13 protein-coding genes are annotated in these 14,890 nt (G+C 51.9%); 6 read left to right on the top strand and 7 right to left on the bottom strand.

Going from position 1 to position 14,890, the window contains the following annotated elements; translation table 11 throughout:
* Positions 1 to 97 precede the first annotated feature (97 nt).
* Together AB1K62_RS05670 and AB1K62_RS05665 are read left to right on the top strand one after the other, a co-directional pair.
* Positions 98 to 1,444, top strand: a complete 1,347-nt coding sequence (locus AB1K62_RS05670) for a metallopeptidase TldD-related protein (protein ID WP_367001951.1) — start codon at positions 98 to 100, stop codon at positions 1,442 to 1,444.
* 57 nt (positions 1,445 to 1,501) lie between these two features.
* Complete coding sequence (locus AB1K62_RS05665) at positions 1,502 to 2,296, top strand: 3'(2'),5'-bisphosphate nucleotidase CysQ (RefSeq protein ID WP_367001950.1); 795 nt, start codon at positions 1,502 to 1,504, stop codon at positions 2,294 to 2,296.
* 4 nt (positions 2,297 to 2,300) lie between these two features.
* On the opposite strand, the gene AB1K62_RS05660 is transcribed toward AB1K62_RS05665, so the two are convergent.
* The 3 genes from AB1K62_RS05660 to crtY are packed head-to-tail and all read right to left on the bottom strand — an operon-like array spanning position 2,301 to position 5,920.
* Positions 2,301 to 3,236, bottom strand: coding sequence for a phytoene/squalene synthase family protein (locus AB1K62_RS05660; protein ID WP_367001949.1), 936 nt, complete (start codon positions 3,234 to 3,236; stop codon positions 2,301 to 2,303).
* A 3-nt stretch (positions 3,237 to 3,239) separates the two neighbouring features.
* Complete coding sequence (locus tag AB1K62_RS05655; protein ID WP_367001948.1) at positions 3,240 to 4,751, bottom strand: phytoene desaturase; 1,512 nt, start codon at positions 4,749 to 4,751, stop codon at positions 3,240 to 3,242.
* Positions 4,752 to 4,762: 11 nt separating this feature from the next.
* Complete coding sequence (crtY, locus tag AB1K62_RS05650; RefSeq protein ID WP_367001947.1) at positions 4,763 to 5,920, bottom strand: lycopene beta-cyclase CrtY; 1,158 nt, start codon at positions 5,918 to 5,920, stop codon at positions 4,763 to 4,765.
* 150 nt (positions 5,921 to 6,070) lie between these two features.
* Between crtY and AB1K62_RS05645 the strand changes: the two genes are divergently transcribed.
* From AB1K62_RS05645 to AB1K62_RS05635, 3 genes are read left to right on the top strand one after another with little or no spacing between them, the layout of a single operon-like run.
* Positions 6,071 to 6,778 carry a sterol desaturase family protein gene (locus tag AB1K62_RS05645; RefSeq protein ID WP_367002075.1) on the top strand — a complete coding sequence of 236 codons (708 nt, stop codon included), beginning with the start codon at positions 6,071 to 6,073 and terminating at the stop codon, positions 6,776 to 6,778.
* Positions 6,753 to 7,175 (top strand): DUF2141 domain-containing protein, encoded by a 423-nt coding sequence (locus AB1K62_RS05640; protein ID WP_367001945.1) that lies wholly within the window; start codon positions 6,753 to 6,755, stop codon positions 7,173 to 7,175. Before AB1K62_RS05645 ends, AB1K62_RS05640 begins: the two co-directional genes overlap by 26 nt.
* A gap of 52 nt (positions 7,176 to 7,227) precedes the next feature.
* Positions 7,228 to 8,097, top strand: a complete 870-nt coding sequence (locus AB1K62_RS05635) for a MipA/OmpV family protein (RefSeq protein ID WP_367001944.1) — start codon at positions 7,228 to 7,230, stop codon at positions 8,095 to 8,097.
* 21 nt (positions 8,098 to 8,118) lie between these two features.
* On the opposite strand, the gene prfB is transcribed toward AB1K62_RS05635, so the two are convergent.
* The 3 genes from prfB to AB1K62_RS05620 all read right to left on the bottom strand — a co-directional run bounded on the left by prfB (position 8,119) and on the right by AB1K62_RS05620 (position 12,320).
* A complete protein-coding gene (prfB, locus tag AB1K62_RS05630) occupies positions 8,119 to 9,246 on the bottom strand; it encodes a peptide chain release factor 2 (RefSeq protein WP_367001943.1) in 1,128 nt (375 codons plus the stop codon).
* Between the two features lie 113 nt (positions 9,247 to 9,359).
* Positions 9,360 to 11,381 (bottom strand): GMC family oxidoreductase N-terminal domain-containing protein, encoded by a 2,022-nt coding sequence (locus tag AB1K62_RS05625; protein WP_367001942.1) that lies wholly within the window; start codon positions 11,379 to 11,381, stop codon positions 9,360 to 9,362.
* Between the two features lie 171 nt (positions 11,382 to 11,552).
* Positions 11,553 to 12,320, bottom strand: a complete 768-nt coding sequence (locus tag AB1K62_RS05620; protein WP_367001941.1) for a CsgG/HfaB family protein — start codon at positions 12,318 to 12,320, stop codon at positions 11,553 to 11,555.
* Between the two features lie 329 nt (positions 12,321 to 12,649).
* Between AB1K62_RS05620 and AB1K62_RS05615 the strand changes: the two genes are divergently transcribed.
* The gene (locus AB1K62_RS05615; protein WP_367001940.1) at positions 12,650 to 13,957 is read left to right on the top strand and encodes an FAD-dependent oxidoreductase; all 1,308 of its coding nucleotides are present in this window, start codon (positions 12,650 to 12,652) and stop codon (positions 13,955 to 13,957) included.
* On the opposite strand, the gene AB1K62_RS05610 is transcribed toward AB1K62_RS05615, so the two are convergent.
* On the bottom strand, positions 13,954 to 14,844 hold the full coding sequence (locus AB1K62_RS05610) for an alpha/beta fold hydrolase (protein WP_367001939.1): 891 nt from the start codon (positions 14,842 to 14,844) through the stop codon (positions 13,954 to 13,956). The two genes, AB1K62_RS05615 and AB1K62_RS05610, sit on opposite strands and share 4 nt — an antisense overlap.
* Positions 14,845 to 14,890 lie beyond the last annotated feature (46 nt).

Raw genomic sequence — 14,890 nt, 5'->3', positions numbered from 1 at the left:
GATCATGCAACGAAACTCTGTTTTTGAAAAGACTGTCAGAAGGCAATAGGCGGATAGCGGCGTTGACCTGATCGCCGGGCGTATCTATGTCCTGCACATGCTAAAACCAGAAGAAGCGCAGGATCGCGCCGACGCCCTTATCTCCCAAGCCAAAAAAGCCGGTGCTGATGCTGCCGATGCTATTTACGTCTGTGATGCCTCTACGCAGGTGCAGATGCGGCTCGGTAATCTGGAAGATGTCGAGCGATCCGAAGGTGAAGAGATCGGCCTGCGTGTATTTGTCGGCAAACGATCTGCTACAGTTTCCTCATCCGATATGGATCCGCAGATTTTATCCGATCTGGTCGGACGGGCTATGGACATGGCGCGTGAAGCACCCGAAGATGAATATGCCGGTCTTGCGCCCGAAGAACTATTGTTAAAATCTGCTCCGCATTCAATCGACGGCGATGACGGGCTTGACCCTGATCCGCAAGTATTGCGCGAGATGGCGTTGAAATCGGAAGAAGCAGCGCGCGCCGTTGAGGGTGTGACCAATAGCGAAGGCGGCGGAGCCAGTGCTGGACGCTCCATTGTCGCGCTTGCAACCAGCCACGGTTTTTCCGGCGCTTATTCTACCAGCGGATATAGCGCCCATGCCAGCGTGATTGCCGGGCAGGGCAGCGGTATGGAGCGCGACTATGCCTTTGATAGTAAGCGGCATTTTGAGGATTTGGATACAGCCGAGGAAATTGGCAAAGAAGCCGGTGAGCGTGCAGTCGCCCGGCTGAACCCGGTGGACTTCAAATCCGGCGCGATGCCGGTCGTGTTCGATCCGCGCATCAGCAATTCAATGCTCGGTCATTTTATCGGTGCGATAGCAGGTAGCGCAATTGCCCGTAAAACAAGTTTTCTGCTTGATGCCATGGGCACGGAAATATTCGACAGCGCGATCAATATTATTGATTGTCCTCACCGCAAGCGCGGTTTGCGGTCAAAGGCTTTTGATGGAGAGGGATTGCCCACCACAAAAACCAAATTGATCGACAATGGCCGTTTGACCCAATGGATTATGGAAAGTGCATCGGCACGGCAATTGGGCTTGCAGCCAACCGGCCATGCCTCTCGCGGTGTAGGCGGCGCGCCCGGGGTCAGTGTGACGAACCTCCATATGAACGCCGGAACAATAAGCAAGGCGGAGCTTATTAGAGATATTAAACATGGCGTCTATATCACTGAATTAATTGGACAGGGCGTTAATTCGGTGACGGGTGATTACAGCCGCGGTGCAGGTGGTTTCCTGATTATAGACGGTGAGATTGGTCCGCCTGTTTCGGAAATTACCATTGCCGGGAACCTGAAAGACATGTTTGCTAGTTTCATTCCGGCTGATGATCTGGAATATCGCTATTCCGTTAACGCTCCGACATTGCGAACCGACAGCATGACCGTGGCCGGGGGATGATATTTTGCGAAATCCGCCACATTCCGATCCGTCGGGCAGGGCATGGGTGGATCGATCATGGCTGAAATCAATTACGATCAATTAGTCGCTATTGGCAAAGAAGCAGGGCAACTTGCCATGGCTGGCTGGGCTGCGGGTAAAATTGCAAGCAATGTCTGGGAAAAAACTCCCGGGCATATTGTCAGCAGCGTCGATATTGCTGTGGATGATTTTTTGAAAGATCGGCTTAACATATTACTGCCCGATGCGGGCTGGCTATCCGAGGAAACAGCAGATGACAGTCAGCGGCAGAGCAAGGATTTTGTCTGGGTCGTTGATCCGATTGATGGCACCAAGGATTTCGTAAAGGGCAAAACAGGCTGGGCAGTGTCCATCGCGCTGGTACAAAATGGCGTGCCGGTGTTCGGTATATTGGAAGCGCCCGCGATGAAGGAAACATGGGTCGCCAAATCCGGCAGCCATTCCGAAGTGAATGGCCGCGCTATAAAAGCCAGCACCAGAAAACGCTACGACGGTTCGCGAATACCGCTGGATACAGCGGATCTGCCATCAGATATTGATCTTATACCCGTGACGAAGCCCAACAGCATCGCGCTACGTATGGCCATGGTAGCGGATAATCGCGCTGATCTGGTGGCCTCGATCCGTTGGGGGCATGAATGGGATATTGCGGCCGCTCATGTGATTGCCAGTGAAGCCGGCGCATTGGTCAGTGACGCGCTGGGCCATGAATTGCACTATAATAGTGAGCATGGCAAAGCCTTTGGCGTGCTTTGCACTGCGCCGGAAATTCACGACGCGGCGGCCAAGCGCCTGTCCAAAATTGCGGAGGAGGTTCTGGCGCGTGATTAAAACATCAGGATAGCGAGCGGCTTGCCCGTCTATTCCACAATGTTTTGCGGTCCACAAACTTCGGTTTTCCAATAGCTTGGCCCAATGCCTTGACCACCCACATGAGTTTTGCGGCTTTGCTGGTAATTATACGCTGATCAAGCGCGGCGCCTTCACTTTGCTTCACGCCGCGGGCAATGTCGCCATAAATACCTGCCGCTGCTAAGACGGCCCAGCGGGAACGGAAGGGGAGCTGCGCGGCTCCTGTTCGTGCAGATGCGGCATATTGCTGCGCCAGATCGCACAGACGGGCAATGATCGGGATCAGGGCGCTACGATGGCTGTCAGCCAATATGTTATCAGGATCAATATCCTGTTCTGTCAGCCAGTTTTTGGGTAAATAACAGCGCCCGGCGCGCGCATCTTCGGCAACATCGCGGGCGATATTGGATAGTTGAAACGCCAGTCCCAGGTCACAGGCGCGGTCAAGAGTTTCGTCATCCCCGACCGGCACGCCCATGACCACCGCCATCATACAGCCCACCGCTCCGGCCACATGGTAGCAATATTGGTAAAGATCATCCTCGGATTGCGGCTGCCAGCCTTGGGCATCCAGCGCAAAACCGTCAATGACATCATGGGCGAAACGGTCCGGCAGACGACATTCCTGTGCGACCACGCCGATAGCGTCAAACGCAGGCTTGCCGGTTTGCTCACCCTTCATGGCCCGATTTGTCAGCATACGCATCATGGCGATGATGCGTTTAGGGTCCGTGACCGGTTTCATCTCATGGCCATGGTCTTGACCATCAGCCAAATCGTCACATTCCCGGCACCATGCATAGAGCAGCCACACCCGCTCGCGCGTTTGTTTGGCAAATAATTTGGAGGCAAGCGCAAAGGATTTCGATCCGCGATCAATACTGGCTTTGGCATGCAGGACCAGATTAGCGCGGTTCATGCTTTACCCTAAATCCTCGATCATAAGTTCTGCTGTAGCCTTCGCGCTGCCGACGACGCCCGGAATTCCGGCACCCGGATGCGTGCCTGCGCCAACGAAATAGAGGTTACTGATAATATCATCGCGGTTATGCACACGGAACCAAGCGCTTTGTGTGAGCAATGGCTCCAGACTGAATGCACTGCCCAGATAGGCGTTAAGGTCGCTGCCAAAATCCTGTGGCGTATAGTGGAAGCTGGTGACAATCCGGTCGTGGATGTCGGGGATCAGACGGTGCCCGATTTCGTCGAGAATACGCTTTTCATATATCGGCCCCATTTCTTCCCAATCAATCGGTAGTTTTCCCTGATGCGGGACAGGAGCCAGCACATAGAAACTGCTGTCGCCTTCGGGCGCCATCCCCGGATCGGTAATTGTCGGATGATGGAGATAGAGCGAAAAATCACTCGGCAACACGCCGTGATCGTAAATATCCTCCAGCAACTCTTTATAGCGCGGCCCGAACAGGATCATATGATGCGGAATGCCCGGCCATGTGCCTTTGATCCCGAAATGCACGACGAAAAGTGATGGTGAATATTTCTTTTTCTTGAGCGATGCCGTTACTTTTTCGCTGCGATGCTTGTGGCCCAGCAGATCGCGGTAACTATGCATGATATCGGCGTTTGAGGCTACTGCGTCAAAAGTCTCGCTCCATCCCGATTTACAGGTAACACCCGATGCACGGTCACCGATGGTGTCTATACACGTCACCGGATCGGACAGACGGATTGTGCCGCCCAGACGTTCAAAATGCTTTACCATGGCAGCGACCAGCATATTGGTTCCGCCTTTTGCAAACCAGACCCCGCCCAGCCGTTCAAGTTTGTGGATAAGGCCGTAAATGGCACTGGTCGTCATCGGATTGCCGCCGACAAGCAGGGATTGAAATGACAGGAATTCGCGTAGTTTTTCATTCTTAACAAAAGTGGAAACCTTTGCATAAACAGAGCGATAGGCCTGATACTTCATTAAAGCGGGCGCGGCGCTGATCATGGATTTGAAATCAAGAAACGGCACAGTGCCAAGTTTGACATAGCCTTCTTCATACAGGCTCGCACTATATTGCAAAAAGCGTTTATATCCCTCGACATCATCCGGTTCAATTTTGGCAATTTCCGCGTAAAGTGTTTCCGGATCGTTGACATAATCAAAATTCGTGCCGTCAGGCCAGTTCAGCCGGTAAAAGGGGGAAACCGGCATTAATTCAACATCGGCCGCCATGTCGTGGCCGGTCAGTTCCCAAAGCTGGCTCAGGCAATCAGGATCGGTGATGACCGTCGGCCCACCATCAAAAACAAAGCCGTCCTTTTCCCAATAATAAGCGCGGCCACCCGGTTTATCGCGGCTTTCCAAAATGGTTGTCTGGATACCGGCTGATTGCAAACGGATGGCCAGCGCAAGGCCACCAAAACCGGAACCAATGACGGCTGCTTTCCGGAAAAGCTCTGGTTGGCGCTGGCTTATTTCGGTCATCGTAATCCTGCTCACCTGTACTTCATCATGATGGGTAGGGCCTTTGTCACCGGAACTGGCGGGCGTCCGGTCAGCAGGGAGATTCGGTCCATTCTGGTGCTGTTACCGGCATAGAAACGCTCAATCAACTTTTCATCCTTGGCATAGGTATGTTCCAGTGTGAGATACCGTTTGTCCGGCTTTGCCGCTTGAAACATCATCGCGCAAAGCATGTGATAAAATTTGCTGTCCTGCCAGTGTTTCCGCGCATATTTGCGTAAGTTTTCATTCAGCTTATCTTGATTGATACGGGGCATGGAAGCAATCATTATCGCTGTGCGAACGGCCATGGGCAGGGAGTAGCTGGTGACCGGATGGATCAGTGCAGCGCGAGTACCAGCGCGGGCCTCTACCCCGTCATGCATGTTCCAGAATATATCAAAATCACCGCCATAAATCACCGGCAGACAGCCCGCTTCGCTCCGGCTGATCTTCGTAATGTTCCAGTCCCTGTCTCTCGCATAATCGGCAATGCGCTGATGACAGGCTGCTACATTCAGGTCACTGTCGGCGGAATAATAGGTGTCCTCAACAAAAACGTCGGTTGCGTTAAATGGCAGTGCGTAGACAAAACGATAGCCGTCAATCTGTTCGACTGTGGCATCTTTGACAATGGGGCGGGTCAGGCCATGCGGTTTTGCCAAGTGCAGCACCTGTCCGGCAAATTTCTGCCAGCCATATTCCAGCGCTGAATAATCACCACCGCCGCGTGCGTCCAATATGGTATCGGCGCTCAGCGTTTCGCCATTGGAAAAAACAATTTTTCCAGAATCAATTTTACTTATTCTAGTGTTAGTTAATAGGGATTCCTTCGGTAATATCTGGCGTATAATATGATCAAAATTCTCAGATATTATGGATCGGTATCCGGTATTCAGTGTGCGATTATATTTCGGAAAACGGACATCATAGCCTTCCCATTGAAACGAGATTAACGGTTCGACAAGCCAGAGATCGCTTGGCGCAATATCGCTTTCGAAAAATGACCAGATATGATTGCCGCCAAAAGTTTCTCCGGCGTCGATTAGTGCGACCGATAAATCGGGCTGCAACCGGCGCAATGCTAAAGCGACCAATCCACCCGCCAGTCCGCCGCCTGCTATCGCCAGATCAAATTGCTGCGCTTTCATATAAAGTCATTAGCCTATGCTAACCCGGTGGGAAAGCCTGTCCTGGAGCATTGGGCATAAATAGACTGCTTTCTGCTTGCTCGCGGCAGGGACGAGGCATAGCGTGTAAACGTGAACTACATCCTCGCCATTTCCTTGTCCGCTGCCGTAATGACGGCGATTGTTGGTGTGCGTTATTTGATCACCAGCGGATTTTTTGCATGGCTGACCCAGCGCATCCGCCCCGGCCATTATGACAGGTTAAAGCCCCAGATATCCCGCGAGATCCGCTGGTCACTCTATTCCGCAGCGATCTATGGTATTCTGGCAGGAATAGTGGCTTGGGGATGGCAAAATGCCGGCTGGACAAAGATTTACACAGATATTGGTCTATATCCGCTTTGGTATCTGCCGGTTTCATTATGTATTTATTTGTTCCTGCACGACACATGGTTCTACTGGACCCACCGTTTGTTTCATCGACGCGGCTGGTTTGAGATTGCCCATGCTGTACACCACGATAGCCGGCCACCCACCGCTTGGGCAGCTATGAGCTTTCATCCCATTGAAGCTATATCCGGTGCGATCGTAATCCCTGCTCTGGTCATCGCAGTTCCGGTTCATGTTGGTGTTTTGGGGCTTGTCCTGTTGATTATGACGTTTATGGGCGTCACCAACCACATGGGTTGGGAGATGTTTCCACGCTGGTTGGTTCATGGCCCATTAGGGCACGGGCTTATAACGGCTACGCATCACGAAAAACATCATAGCGCGTATAGAGGAAATTATGGGTTATATTTTCGGTTCTGGGACAAGGTCTGTGGCACTGATCTCGGGCTTGGCACTTTTGGCAATGTTTCCGATCAAGGTAATGGCTAACCAGACGGTTGCTGCCCCTGAACCAACGGCTACGCTTGATATTTTAATATCGGGGTTACGCTCGACCAAGGGCAATGTGCTTGTGTGCTTAAGCTCTAACCCCAAATATTTCCCCGATTGTGGCAAAGACAAAGAGGCACGCAAAATTAAAGTTCCAACTTCCAACGCGAGTCATTTGCAGATTAAAAAAGTAATGCCCGGCACCTATGCAGTGGCCCTGATCCATGATGAGAATAGCAATGGCAAGATGGATATGAGCCTGTTTCTGCCCCGCGAAGGTTTTGGTTTTTCGCGCAACCCGAAAATTGGCATGGGGGCTCCCAAATTCAAATCGGCCCAGTTTACGGTCGGGTCAGAAAATTTGAATTATACGGTGAAAATGAAATATATTTTGTGATCTCTCACTTAATATATTTGGAACTTTTGCCGGTTTGCCGCATTATTAAGAAATGAGATTTTATCCCTACGCAAAATTAAACACAGCCACCCGCGCCATTGGCCTTGGTGCGGCGTTATTACTAACCACAACTGCTTACGCGCAAGAACAAGAACGCCCTGAAAGCGTTTTTGACGGCGATTATTTGACCATTGGTGCAGGTGTGGGAGTCGGGTCCAGCTATGTTGGTTCTGATGATTATGTTGTATCACCCTTGCCGGTGGTAATTGGCAGCGTTGCAGGAATTGATTTTCAGCCGCGCGGTCCCGGTGTTGCCGTTGATGTGGTTCCCGATGCCGAGGACGCAAAGGTTGATTTCATATTCGGACCTGTCGCTCGCGCCCGGTTTGATCGTAATAATTCGATCAAGGATGATGTCGTCAAACGCTTGGGGAAGCTGGATGTCGCTGTGGAGTTAGGCGGTGTCGCAGGTGTGCAAGTTAACCGGGTGCTACATCAATATGATGCGCTGACGGCAGAAATTGATATGCGCTGGGATGTTGCCGGTGCCCATAAAGGGAGGGTGATCTATCCCAGTTTAACCTATTTCACACCGTTGAGCCGGGGTGTCGCGGTCAGCTTCTCGGTAAATGCCGAACATGTCGATGATGATTTTGCTGATTATTATTTCAGCATTGATCCCGCTGGCTCTACTGCAAGTGGACTTCCCGTTTTTAACGCTGAAGGGGGATGGAAAAATGTTGGAGCAACCCTGTTTGCCGGTATTGATCTTGATGGAGATGTAACCAATGGCGGGTTTGGATTGTTCCTGATTGGCAGCTATTCCAAATTGCTCGAAGATGCCAAACGCTCTCCGGTGACTTCCATTCGTGGCAGTTCAAACCAGTTTTTCGGCGGTATCGGGGTCGGATATACGTTCTAAACTCGTTAATGGACCGCTGGTCTAGTCAACATCCTCAACATCAACTTTCTCGCCCGTTACGCGCTGTGATAATGCGGCTGCGATAAAGGGATCAAGGGCTCCGTCCAATACATCGGAAGGCGCACTGGATGTTATTCCGGTGCGAAGGTCCTTGACCATCTGATAGGGCTGCAAAACATAGGAGCGGATCTGGTGACCCCAACCAATTTCAGTCTTTGCCTGATATTCGCCACTGGCTTCTGCCTCGCGCCGCTGCAATTCGGCCTCGAACAGGCGCGCTTTTAGCATGCCCATGGCCGTGGCACGGTTCTTGTGCTGGCTACGGTCATTTTGTGAAGCGACAACAATGCCGGTTGGCTGGTGGGTGATACGCACGGCGCTGTCGGTGGTGTTAACATGCTGGCCACCCGATCCGGAGGCGCGGTAGGTATCAATTTTCAGATCGCCTTCGTTAATCTCTACCTCGAAACTATCGTCGATTACCGGATAGACCCAGACACTGGAAAAGCTGGTATGGCGTTTCGCGGCGCTGTCAAACGGGGAAATGCGAACCAGTCGGTGAACTCCGCTCTCGGTTTTGGCAAAGCCGTACGCATTCTCACCTTTTATTTCGAGCGTGGCGGATTTGATCCCCGCCTGGTCCCCGGCCTGATAATCTACCATTGTGACTTTATATCCGCGTCCCTCGGCCCAGCGTTGATACATTCGCAGTAGCATTTCGGCCCAGTCCTGACTCTCGGTCCCGCCAGCGCCAGCGTGGATTTCCAGATAGGTATCGAGATTATCAGCCTCTCCGGAAAGCAACGCCTGAACCTTGTCGCGGTCTGCGCGGTCGGCGAGCTGGGCTAAGGTCGCGACTCCTTCATCGGCAAGATCATTGTCGCCTTCTTCCTCAGCCATTTCGATGAATTCGAGGGCGTCGTTCATTTCCTGTTGAATTTCCTTGGCCGCCGTGATGGATTCATCAAGCCGTCGCCGCTCGGTCATTACTGCTTGTGCAGCGCTTTGGTCATCCCACAAGGTCGGATCTTCGACCCGCGCATTCAGTTCATCAAGCCGCCGCAAAGCAACGTCCCAGTTGAGCGAAGTTTTAAGCAGGTTGAGCGCCGCGTTGATCCGGTCCACATGCCCCTGAGCTTCCGCACGCATTACTAAGTCTCCAAAAATATCTTGGCGTTTCGATTAGACGATATGACGGTGATGTAAACAGGCGATGATTTCGATCAGGGGTTTTTCATCAGCTTTTCTGATATTAAAACGCCTTAACCGAATCTTTTTTTCCCGGCCATTGCCCGGTGCGCCATAGCCATGGTGGTTAGCTGGGCATTCACGCGGATACAGCTTGGCATCACGCTGGCGTCGGTGACATAAATATTGGAAGTGCCATGAACGCGCTGGTCCAGATCGACCACGCCCTTTGCCGGATCGACATTGATCGCATTGCCGCCATGGGGGTGCGAGCTGGACAAAACGACGTCATCCGGTTCGATAATGGCTTTGGCATAAAAGGCATCAATATCCGCATCGCTCATGCTATTGCGTAGCGTCTGGCCTTTTAACAGGGCGGGATAGACTTCAACGGCACCATTAAGAAAATGAACCTTGGTCATGGTGGCTAAGGCACGGCGGAGCAGGGCAAGTTCTGGCTCACCGATTTTCAGCTTCAGCTTGCCGCCCACCATTGTGCCAAGGCGATCGGCGGGGAACAGCACGCCAGCAGAAACCAGCCGGTTATAATTGTGCATTCGCCGGAAATGCTCGTCAAACCAACCGGGAACCAATGTTGCCATGCTCATCGGTGGCTGAAAATGGCTTTCGATCAGATAATCGCCGCGATCAACATAGGTGGCCATCTGATCCTCGTTCCAGACATTCATGTCGTGACCCTCCGGCATCAGGGCGACGACCGGGCATGCGATGTTAAGCGAAATACCGCTGCCGCTATTATGGAAACCACTGTCGATCAAAAGTTTGCTGGACGCCAGCGCACCTGCGGCTACGACAACGCCTTTTCGCGCGGCTATGCTGCGTTTGCGGCCATCGCGCAGAGTGATTTGGACAGATTTTGCTACGCGTGTTCCATTCTTATCTTCTTGCCAGATGATTTTTGTCGCCTCTGCGCCGTCTAATATGCGGGCGGGTTTTTCACGCTCTACGCTAACAGCGTGCGACAAAAAGCTCTCCGGCATGGCTTTCTTGCGGCCATAGGGGCAGCCGGTGTTGCAATAGCCACAATAGACACATTCGCTGTCGGGTTTCTGTGGACCATAGTTTTTCCGGAACCATGCGGTAATTGCCTGCTTGTCCATCGGGTCCGCGGATTGCGCCGCATATTTATTCCAGCCATCAACCAAATGCGGCCCGTTGTTGCGCCCGCTTATCGGTGATATTTCGGATACTTCCAGCGCGCTTTCTATCGCTTCATAGCTGGTAGTCAGTTCCGACTCGCTAATTGGCGCGCCCAGTTTGGCCCAGCTTTTATACACATCCTCCGCTTGCGGGTGGACAAGCCCCGGATGCTTCATTCGCAAACATATACCATTGTTAATCACAGTCGAACCGCCGACAACACGGCCCTGAAAGACGATGACATCACGGTCACGGGTGGTTTGCAACGCGCCGTCTTTGAACAATCGCGCTGTCATACGGGCTTCTTCGTGCGTAATGCGGGAGGATGGGTAATGATGACCCGCCTCCAATATCAACACGCCATGCCCTTCATCCGCGAGAGCCGCAGCCGCCACCGCTCCGCCGGCACCAGAGCCGATGACGATAACGTCAACTTCTTTTGGAATCGCGTCATGGCCGACAAAAACCTCCGCTGTTAGATCGCGTTTGGTTTCGCGCCTCACTGGCAGTTCGTCGGGGGCAGTACGATCACGCTGTCCGGGTAATTCATATTTTAGCCGCTGATATATCGGATTATCGAAATTCTCTTCTTCATCGCCATATATCCAATGGCCGTAATAGCCCGCCAGAATGACGCCCTTCGTGCGGGCTATATCCTGAAATAAATCTACGCGGCTGTTTTGCAAGCGGCGGCGGATTAAGGTCTGGCGCAGCTTTGGTGAGGCAAGAAAGAAGAATGGCCCACCAAGAATCAGGAACAGACCATAAAGCGCCATCCCGATTTCTTTTGGCTTGTCGCCATCAATATTCGAAAAATGCTCTTGAAGATTTTCAACCACCTGCGCGGGGGATATTGCCATTGGCGTATTGTGGAACAGCGCCTGCGTGAGCGCTTTTAACATGCTTGCTTGCAGTCGGTTGAACGGTTTTTTCACTGCATTTTCCTAACGTCTCTTTTGGGAGCAGGTCATTTTTGCATGTGGGCTCTAAGTTTTGACATGACCTTATGAGGACGGGGACTTGTTGAGGCGGGACCGTTCAGACAAAAAAATCCCCGACAAGCTGTGAAGCTGCCGGGGATGTTTTCATTCTGGCCAAAGTGCCGCTTATTCCGCGAGTGGAGCAGCAGCGCTAGGATCTTCGGGAAGGCCACCCAATTGTGTCACCATTTTTGTATAGGCGTCGAGATAGGCGAGGGCCATGACCCGGCCTATCTGTGTATTGGTATAACCGCCGCCAGCTGCACCGGCCAGAACGCTACCAAATAGTCCGCCGGTACCACCTCCGAATTTTACGTCGGATTTACGTGAATAGCCTTCGGTAATGCGCTCCATTTCTGTGGTACGCACGTTAACCAGAGACAATGTCACATTGGCTTCTTTTTTGTTGACTTTGAGGCCGCCTACCAAGCCACCGAATACTCCGCCGCCCAATGCGCTTGCGATACCACCGAGGCCGCCGCCGCCGCCGGATTTGCTATTGGCCGAAATAATGTCCGGAACGATGACATAATCGGCTGCTTTTACTTGACGCTTGCCGATATTAGAGCCGCGTTGCAATTCACCGGAATCGCCCAGAGCCCGTTCAACAGCCCGGCTGGCAAGACCACGACCGCGATCCACCAGGCCAAAGCAGCCGGAACGTGCGACAAAGGTTTTAATCAATGCTTCGGGTGATCCCAATTCATAGCGAACCCACCAACGGTTCTCCGGTTCAACTATCGCAATCGTACCCAGCTTTTTATAGCAGACAGGGATCTGTGCAACGCCGCGATCCTGTGCCTGCTGCCCTTTGGATCTTCCCGCGGCCAATGCATTTCCGCTGGTAAGCGCAATAGATGATATGGCTATTGTAGTCATAATTTTCTTTAACATAATCTTCCCTCTATTCTAAAAATATAGTTTTAACAAAATGAACTAAAATGAATTGTTACTGACAATTATCAGGTCAGCTTGCCCCCTTCAGTCATATAGTCCGCAAATTGTGATTTATCGCTTTTTGCGAAGGCCGTGCAAATGTTAATAGATATAATATGTTCTTCCCGATGTGATCTATAGCACGTTTTCGACATTTTGATTGTGTCCAATTGTATCGGCAAAATACCAAACAAAAAGCTAACGAACTTCTCCAACTCTTTTCTTTTAGATTTATGCCGTTAGCATGGATGTGAAAATAGAAAATCCGGAGTGAGGAAGGAACGTGCATGCGCCATATCGCGATCATCGGATCAGGACCAGCAGGTTATTATTCGGCAGAAGCGGCCCAGAAAAAATATGGTGATGATGTAACTATCGACATTATCGACCGGCTACCGGTTCCTTTTGGTCTGATTCGGACGGGCGTTGCTCCGGACCATCAATCCATTAAAGCCGTATCGCGGCGGTATGAGAAGACCGCATTGGGTGACAATGTGCATTTCGTGGGCAATGTGTGTGTCGGAGATGATGTCAGCGTCGCGGAACTGCAATCTCTATATGATGCCGTGATATTGGCAACCGGCGCACCGAATGACAGACCGCTGGAGATTAAGGGCAGCGAGCTGCCGGGTGTAGTGGGCAGTGCAGCCTTCGTCGGCTGGTATAACGGACATCCCGATTACAAGGATCTTGATCTGCCGCTTGACGGGAAATCGGTTGCGATCATTGGCAATGGTAATGTCGCTCTGGATGTCGCACGCATATTGGCCAAGACAGCGGATGAATTTTCCGGCAGCGATATTGTTGCTCATGCGCTAGACGAGTTGACCCATAGTGGCGTAAAAAAAATCACCCTATTGGGACGGCGCGGACCCCACCAGATCGCAATGACGCCCAAGGAACTGGGCGAACTGGGACAGCTTGAGCGTGCTCAGCCGGTGGTCGATATTCAGGATTTTCCGGACGAAAATGATGATGCGCTGCTTGAACCGGGAAAGCGCAAATCTGTTACCCATTTGCGCGACTTTCATGCAAGAGCAGGCGAGCTTGAACATAAGCCGGTCAAGATCAATTTCGACTTTTTTGCTATGCCAGTGGCGATAGAAGGCAGTGATAAGGTCGAAAAGATGATCGTCGAGAAAACAGAGCTTGATGCACAGATGCGGTCGATCGGAACCGGCGAGCGATATGAGTTGGACTGTTCGATGGTGATTAGCTGTATCGGCTATCGCACCCCGCCGATTGAAGGCGTGCCCTATGAACATAGCCGGGGCCGTTTTACCAATGTCGAAGGCCGGATATTACCGGGGCTTTATTGTGTCGGATGGGCACGGCGCGGGCCAAGCGGGACTATTGGCACGAACAAACCAGACGGCTTTGCAATTATCGAGGCGGTGGCCGAAGATATCGGGGCAGGGACCGGAAAGGAAGGCCGCCAAGGACTGGACCGCCTGCTAGAGAGCCGCGGTGTGGAGGCAGTCTCTTTCCGCGACTGGAAAAAGATAGAGGAAGCGGAAGTCGCAAATGCGCGTGAAGGCGCACCGCGGGAAAAATTTACCGATGTTGCCGACATGATCGCCGCGAGTGGGGATTAGTCCAGCCAGTCGCGCAAAATATCGTTAACTTTTTCGGGCGCTTCTTGCTGAACCCAATGCGAGACTCCAGCTAATCGCCTTAAAGTAAAATTGGGAACCCACTCTTCGGTTCCTTCGGTGCATTTGATATTAAGCGCACTGTCTTCTTCGCCCCATATCATTAATGTGGGCAGGTCGATTTTCTTGTCATGCACCTCCACACTGTTCCCATGGCGTAGCAACGCGCGGTAATAGTTGACCATTGCTGTTAACGCACCGGGACGCATTGCCGCACTTGCATAGATATTCAGGGCTTCGTCCGGAAAATTGCTCTGGTCACAGGCCATGTTGGTGAACGCCTTCTTTATCGCTCTGCCATTGCCACGAGAGAGTAAAAGTTCCGGGAGCCAAGGAATCTGAAAAAAGAAAATATACCAGCTTCGCCGCAATTGCCGCCAGTGACGTATCTCGCGTTTGGCAACCATCGGGTGAGGCACGTTCATGATTACCAATTGTTTGAGCGGGCGAATTTGCTGTATTGCGAATGCCCAAGCTATAATCGCGCCCCAGTCATGAGCGAATATCGTGATTTCTCTGGCGCCGCTGGCGTCGATCAAGGCCGCGACATCGGCGCATAGATGATCCAGCGCATAATCACGCAATGTTTCCGGTTTGCTCGACCCCCCATAGCCGCGCATATTGGGGGCCCAGACACGGTATCCTTGTTCAACCAGTATCGGAATTTGAAAGCGCCATGAATAATGCAGTTCGGGAAAGCCGTGGAGACATAGCGCCAGCTTGTCGCCTGTTCCGGCCTGAGCCACTTCAAATCTCTGCCCGTTAGCCGAGACATGTTTGATTGCAATGCCGCTGTCAGGTTCCGGTTGCCAAGATGCTTTTCTATCCATGATATATTGTTAACAGAAGATAGCTTTAATCATCCAGTTAAATCTG

This window comes from Parasphingorhabdus sp. JC815 (genome assembly GCF_040717415.1).
Classification (GTDB): Bacteria; Pseudomonadota; Alphaproteobacteria; order Sphingomonadales; family Sphingomonadaceae; genus Parasphingorhabdus.
The sequence above is the reverse complement of the archived record's forward strand: the minus strand, read 5'-3'. Positions and strand labels throughout refer to the sequence as shown.

What these genes read in the sequence shown, in the direction of transcription:
- AB1K62_RS05670 (WP_367001951.1), top strand. Translation starts at nt 98, where the DNA reads ATGCTAAAACCAGAAGAAGCGCAGGATCGCGCCGACGCCCTTATCTCC.
- AB1K62_RS05665 (WP_367001950.1), top strand. Translation starts at nt 1,502, where the DNA reads ATGGCTGAAATCAATTACGATCAATTAGTCGCTATTGGCAAAGAAGCA.
- AB1K62_RS05660 (WP_367001949.1), bottom strand. Translation starts at nt 3,236, where the DNA reads ATGAACCGCGCTAATCTGGTCCTGCATGCCAAAGCCAGTATTGATCGC.
- AB1K62_RS05655 (WP_367001948.1), bottom strand. Translation starts at nt 4,751, where the DNA reads ATGACCGAAATAAGCCAGCGCCAACCAGAGCTTTTCCGGAAAGCAGCC.
- crtY (WP_367001947.1), bottom strand. Translation starts at nt 5,920, where the DNA reads ATGAAAGCGCAGCAATTTGATCTGGCGATAGCAGGCGGCGGACTGGCG.
- AB1K62_RS05645 (WP_367002075.1), top strand. Translation starts at nt 6,071, where the DNA reads ATGACGGCGATTGTTGGTGTGCGTTATTTGATCACCAGCGGATTTTTT.
- AB1K62_RS05640 (WP_367001945.1), top strand. Translation starts at nt 6,753, where the DNA reads ATGTTTCCGATCAAGGTAATGGCTAACCAGACGGTTGCTGCCCCTGAA.
- AB1K62_RS05635 (WP_367001944.1), top strand. Translation starts at nt 7,228, where the DNA reads ATGAGATTTTATCCCTACGCAAAATTAAACACAGCCACCCGCGCCATT.
- prfB (WP_367001943.1), bottom strand. Translation starts at nt 9,246, where the DNA reads ATGCGTGCGGAAGCTCAGGGGCATGTGGACCGGATCAACGCGGCGCTC.
- AB1K62_RS05620 (WP_367001941.1), bottom strand. Translation starts at nt 12,320, where the DNA reads ATGTTAAAGAAAATTATGACTACAATAGCCATATCATCTATTGCGCTT.
- AB1K62_RS05615 (WP_367001940.1), top strand. Translation starts at nt 12,650, where the DNA reads ATGCGCCATATCGCGATCATCGGATCAGGACCAGCAGGTTATTATTCG.
- AB1K62_RS05610 (WP_367001939.1), bottom strand. Translation starts at nt 14,844, where the DNA reads ATGGATAGAAAAGCATCTTGGCAACCGGAACCTGACAGCGGCATTGCA.